This is a genomic window from Curtobacterium sp. BRB10, from assembly GCF_031844325.1.
Lineage (GTDB): Bacteria > Actinomycetota > Actinomycetes > Actinomycetales > Microbacteriaceae > Curtobacterium > Curtobacterium poinsettiae_A.
On sequence record NZ_JAUZVA010000020.1, the window covers coordinates 1 to 4,921 of the forward strand.

4 protein-coding genes are annotated in these 4,921 nt (G+C 68.7%); 2 read left to right on the forward strand and 2 right to left on the reverse strand.

Features of this window, described 5'->3' with window-relative positions; translation table 11 throughout:
• Positions 1–256: hypothetical protein (locus tag Q9R26_RS18455; protein ID WP_396136847.1), on the forward strand; the 256-nt coding region annotated here is incomplete at its 5' end.
• 679 nt (positions 257–935) lie between these two features.
• On the opposite strand, the gene Q9R26_RS18460 is transcribed toward Q9R26_RS18455, so the two are convergent.
• On the reverse strand, positions 936–1,346 hold the full coding sequence (locus tag Q9R26_RS18460) for a hypothetical protein (protein WP_311228188.1): 411 nt from the start codon (positions 1,344–1,346) through the stop codon (positions 936–938).
• Between the two features lie 780 nt (positions 1,347–2,126).
• Here Q9R26_RS18460 and Q9R26_RS18465 point away from each other — a divergent pair.
• Positions 2,127–3,686: an IPT/TIG domain-containing protein gene (locus Q9R26_RS18465; RefSeq protein ID WP_311228189.1), complete on the forward strand. Its 1,560-nt coding sequence runs from the start codon at positions 2,127–2,129 to the stop codon at positions 3,684–3,686.
• Between the two features lie 356 nt (positions 3,687–4,042).
• On the opposite strand, the gene Q9R26_RS18470 is transcribed toward Q9R26_RS18465, so the two are convergent.
• A complete protein-coding gene (locus tag Q9R26_RS18470) occupies positions 4,043–4,471 on the reverse strand; it encodes a hypothetical protein (RefSeq protein WP_311228190.1) in 429 nt (142 codons plus the stop codon).
• Between the last annotated feature and the right edge of the window lie 450 nt (positions 4,472–4,921).

A 4,921-nucleotide genomic window follows, 5' to 3' on the forward strand; every position in this document is an offset into this window, starting at 1 on the left:
GCGGTTCCGGGAAACTATCCGCACCGGCCTCACCGCAGACGTCCGCGACGGGCGGGAACCAGCAACGATGGACCCGGTCCGCGGCGCGAAACAGCTCCTCGCCCTCTACGACGGCCTCCGCCTCCAATCACTCCTCACCGCGGACACCGACGTCGTCGACGAGTTCGACCGAGCAGCAACCCGGATGCGACGCGGCTGGGCCGAGCAGTACGAACAGCCCACCTACTGGGACATCCCCATCGCACCCCGCACCTAACGACGAAGGTGACCGGGGTGGTGTCACCCTCCTGCAGCAACACCACCCCGGCTGGGAGCGCCGCCCGTGCAGCAGACGGCACCCCGGCACGCCCAGGAGCACGCTCAAACCGGACGCACGTGCCAGCGACACTAACCCCGGCACCGCGCACTCGTCCACCGCGACGGCACCGGGTAAGCGCGGGGCGAGCCAGGCCGATCAGGTCCCAGCTCGCCCCACTAACAGCGGGAACCACCCAGCTGCTCCCCACAGCATGCCCCGCCCCCGTCGGTACGGTGCGGACGATAACCGCGACACGTTCCCGTCGACGGCGCTCGCGCCGCCGACAGCGGCCACCCCGCGGCGTCCGGCGGATGAGCTCGTGGGAATGGGACGGACTCGCTGCCCTCGCCATCGGCGCCAGCATGCTCGTTGTTGCAGCACTCATCATCCACTGACCGCACACACACCGCTCCGAGGCGTGATCATCACGGTGTGCGGGTAGGAAGAGGGTGCGCGGGCGATTGCCGATGGTTCGGGTCCGAGAGCAACCGCCCGCGCGCTACAACGCCGTCGGGTTCGACGCAGGGTCATGACGAAGCCAGCCCGGAAAACAGGGAATCGGGCACCCGCAACTAGGGGAACGCGGGGTAGCCCACATGACAGTACCCCGCAGCCCCAGCCGCACCTCACAGGCCACCTACGGGCCAGCCAGCACCTCGAAACCTGGATCTGTGAGGACTGCTGCCGCGGCCGGCACCGTCTGCTCGAGGCGATAGAACGCACCAACCTCGGTCTCGCCGTCGACGTCGGTGAGGAAGAACGCACCGTTCTCCAGCACCACCCGACCCACGACCCGGTCGGAGCTGCCCTCGATGATGTCCCACTCCGTTTCGGACCGCCCTCGCAACCGCAACGCGTTCACACCAACACCCCATCCCTGCCCGGCCGCACGATTCGGGACCGGGACAGCATGATGCTCACACACTGTCAACGCCCACCCCGCAGGGCCCACCGCATGCGGACGAAACGACACCACCACCGTCCCCGACAGCGGGCAGTCATGCCACGCACACCGCACCTCCCACAGCACTCCCGTGAACACCGCCACCCCCGCTCCCCTACTGCGGCCTCATGCGGCCGCGACGGGACCGTAGCGCGCAACTGGCACCATCACCCAACCCGGTAGCACGGCACCGACCTCAGCGGATAGGACGCTGCGCCCATTCCGCACCCCCAACGGATGGATGGCCTCCTGAGACGGCGACGGGGGCGGCGCGGTCGGAAACGCCAGTTGATCGGCTGGTGTCGATCAGCAGCACGGTTATCCGCGAGACGCATGGTCGCGAGCGTCGTGCAGCGGATATTTGCGACAACTCAGACCAATGAACGAGATTCCACCGGCGAACTTCGCGCCCCCGCATACTCACGACCCGACGTCCAGCCCCCCGAAGAGGGGGCCAGCACCCGTGCGGCACCGGCTTAGCGTCGGGAACTGAGAGTTACTTCAACGGAAGGAAGAACCATGCAACGACGCGTGGGAATGCGAGCAGCGGCGATGACGCTCGCAGCGGGGACCATCCTCGGGAGTGCGTTCCTCGTCGCCGGTCCTGCCTCTGCCGCTCCTGGGGACGCATCGGCGACCGGTGTCAGCGCCGATGTTGCTGTGCCGACGCTGGGTGATCTGCTCGGGCTGACGGTGAACGTCGCAGCTGGGGCCGTGTCCGTCACCGGGGGCGGTGATGACGCCTTCGAAGGCGACGCATCGACACTGGTGAATGCGGAAGTAGCTGACATCGGCGCGGACGCTGTCTCCACCTCCGTCAGCAGCGATCGCGACCGGTCGACGGCGTCCTCTGAAGTCGCTGGAGCCTCTGCCGCATTGTTCGGTGTGAACGTCCTCACCGCTGCAGCCGCCACCGCGACGGCCACCTGTCCCGTCGGGGGCACCCCGACCAGCGATGCCACGCTCGCGGGACTCACCGTGCTCGGCGACACGGTCACCCTCGACGCCGACACCCCGACCTTCGAAGCCGCCAATGCACTCACCGGCGACCTCGCCGATGTCACCCTCACGGTGAACCTCGCTCGGAGCGTCGAGGTCACCGGAACGACCGCAGCCGCCACCGCGGTGCTTGCAACGATCACCCTCGACGGAACCGTCGGCGACGTCACGCTCACGAACGACACCGTCGCGACCGTCGTCCTCGCGCAGGCCGCATGCGAGACACCGACCGCGGCTGCAGCGGTTCAGGTGACGGACATCACCCCGACCAACGGACCGACAACCGGCGGGCAGACCGTCACCATCACCGGCACCGGCTTCGGCGACGACACGACGGTCACCTTCGGGGGCACCCCCGCGACCGACGTCACGGTCACCGACGACGGCACGTCCCTGACCGCTGTGACGCCCGCCGGCACCGCCGGCCCGACAACCGTGGTCGTCACCAGCGGCGGCACCTCCGACGATCTGGCGTACACGTACGTCGCCCCGACAGTGACTGGGCTCGCACCTGCTCGTGGTCCCGTCGACGGCGGCAACACCGTGACGATCACCGGCACTGGTCTGCACGCCGCGGACGAGGTGCTGTTCGGTGACACCCCAGGTGTTGTCCGTTCCGTGTCGGACGACGGCACGCGGATCGTGGTCACCGCACCCGCCGGTACCGGACTCGTCGACGTCACCGTCGGCTTCCCCGGCACCACCGCCATCGCCGCCCCGGTCCAGTACCAGTACGTCGCACCCGCAGCTGCCGCGCCGACCGTGACCCGTGTCTCCCCGACCGCCGGCCCCACCGCCGGCGGGCAGACGGTGGTCATCACCGGCACCGGTCTCGCCGACGTCACCAACGTCTCCTTCGGCGGCGTCCCCGCGACCATCGTCGGCACCCCGACAGACACGCGGATCACAGTCACGACGCCCGCCGGAACCGCTGGCCCCGTCGACGTGGCCGTCACGGATCCCACGGGAACGACGAACGCCGGTGACGCCTACACGTACGTGCCGGCACCCGCAGTGACCGGCGTGACGCCGGCAACCGGACCGGTGACGGGTGGCACAGACGTCACCGTGACCGGTGACGGGTTCGTCCCCGGCGGGACCACCGTGACGGTGTGCGGCGTCACCATCCCCGCCTCCGAGGTCACCGTCTCCGCAGACGGCACGACGGCAACGTTCACGACGCCGCCGTGTGAAGTAGGAGACGCCGCCCTTCGCGTCGCGACTGCGGGCGGGATCAACGCCGAGTCTGCGTTCCGGTATCTCCCGGTGGGGGACGGTGCCGGAGGTAGCGCGGGCGCCGCTCCCGCGGACGGTACGGGCGCCGATGGCACGCTTGCGTACACAGGAACCGACCCGCGTCCCGGGATGATCGCCGCAGCCTCGCTGCTCCTGCTCGGACTGGCAGCGGCGGTCGTCGGCCGTCGCCTCCGCCGCCGAACCGTGTAATCGCAGTTCGCTTCCATAGCTCGAGGGCCAGCTTGCACCCGGACGGGGCGGGCTGGCCCTCGCCGTTCGATCCTGTAGCGCGGAGCTGGCCTCCGCAGAGACGACGTCGAGCATGAGTCTGCTCGCGCAACTGTCTTGTCCTGTTGCTGGAGCAGGTAGAACGCTGGTTCTTCGCTTGCGGCAGGTTGTCGATGCTCAGTGCCCCGTTAGGGTCGGTCCGTGGGCCGTCGGGTGGACGTAGCGGCGCGTCGATGCGGGCACGTTCGGCGTCTCCCCGATAGGTTTCCGAACTGGTGCGGGTGCCCGCTGTACCAGCCGGTGACCAGCAAGCGATCGTTCGTGCTGCTGTGGGCCGCTTAGGCGCAGGAGGTGCGTCCGATGCCGAGGAATCGGACCGTGACGATGCGGACGGTGCTGGTGGAGGCTGTGGTCCAGGTGTCGGTGAGGTCGGTGCGGATGCTTTCGGTGGAGGTTCTCCAGGTGAAGAGGTCCCAGGAACTGATGGTGGTTGCGCGTGCGGTACCTGCTGAGCCTGTGCCAGTGGCCGCGCCGTCGATAAGCGTGGTGAACTGCCGGGGAGTTTCGCCGGCATAGTTCCAGCCGATGGCGACGGACCCGTTGGGGTTGGCGGTGCAGCTCAGCGCGGTAGCGGGGACCGCTGTTGCGGTGGCGATGGAGCTCATCGGTGTTGTCGCGGTGGCGCCGAAGGTGGCTGCGGCGGCGGGGACCGGTGCTGCAAGGGCGGCGATCGCACTCACCGTCGCCATGAGAGCTGTTGTCGTCACGCGGGGACGCCAGGTCGTCGCGCGGTGTCGGCCGCGACGGCGCGCCCGTGGCTCCGATGGCGCAGATTGCGATGGCGTAGGTTCTCAACAACCCCGTCGTCAGCGCACCGATCATCGGCACAACCACGCCCCACCACCTCGACGACGCAGCCGCCGCGGTCGACATCGACCTCACCCCAGACGAGGTCACCGCTCTCGAAAAGCACTACCAAGTGCGTCCCGCCGGCGGTTTCTGAGTAGCTGCGGCAGGTAGCCACGGCTATGTGAACGACAGAAGGGGCCCCGATCAGACGGGCCCCTTCTGCTATGGATCAGAGCCACCGCCCACAGGGCGTGATAGCCCCAGAGCTCGTCGAGCACGAGTGCTTCGGTCGCCGGCCACCGGCGCTGTGCCTGCGTGACGCCGATGGCCAGCCGTTGAAGAGCTATTTGCCGAGGAACTCCAAGACA